Consider the following 510-nt stretch of genomic DNA (forward strand, 5'->3'; position numbering starts at 1 on the left):
TGGCGGCAACCCTCGGTGAGCTGCTGCGCGGCCTCGACTTGGATGTGAACTTTGCGCGCAACTCGGAAGAAGAACGCCGTGCTACGCTTGACCGCCTGCTGGCCGAGCCGAGGCCCGCTGCGCTGGCTGCCAATGCCGGCATCACCCGTGATACCGCCGAAACCTGGGCGCTCTTTCAACTCATTGCCCGCACGCGCCGCATCTACGGCGACGCGCTGCTCGGCCCGTTCATCATCAGCATGACGCGCGGCCCGGCAGATGTGCTGACGGTGCTGCTGCTGGCGCGCGAGTTCAACGGCACCGCCTACACGCTGCTCGACGTGCGCGGCGCTGCCTTGTTCGGCCTGCTGGCCGGCGCAGCCCTCGGCCTGGTCTGGCTGCTGGGCGGGATGATGAGCCGCCGAGACAGCAGCTGAAGCGCATGTAAACTCGGATGGATTTGGGCCTCAGTTAGCTGTAACTGTCATCCGTTCCATCCGTTCCATCCGTTTCATCCGTTGCACTTATCCG

Annotated in this window: 1 protein-coding gene; it reads left to right on the forward strand. The window is 64.9% G+C overall.

Features of this window, described 5'->3' with window-relative positions; all coding sequences use genetic code 11:
* The coding region (locus tag NZU74_20895; GenBank protein ID MCS6883779.1) for a phosphoenolpyruvate carboxylase at positions 1-416 on the forward strand (416 nt) is incomplete at its 5' end.
* Between the last annotated feature and the right edge of the window lie 94 nt (positions 417-510).

Source organism: Chloroflexaceae bacterium (assembly GCA_025057155.1).
In the GTDB taxonomy this organism is placed as follows: Bacteria; Chloroflexota; Chloroflexia; order Chloroflexales; family Chloroflexaceae; genus JACAEO01.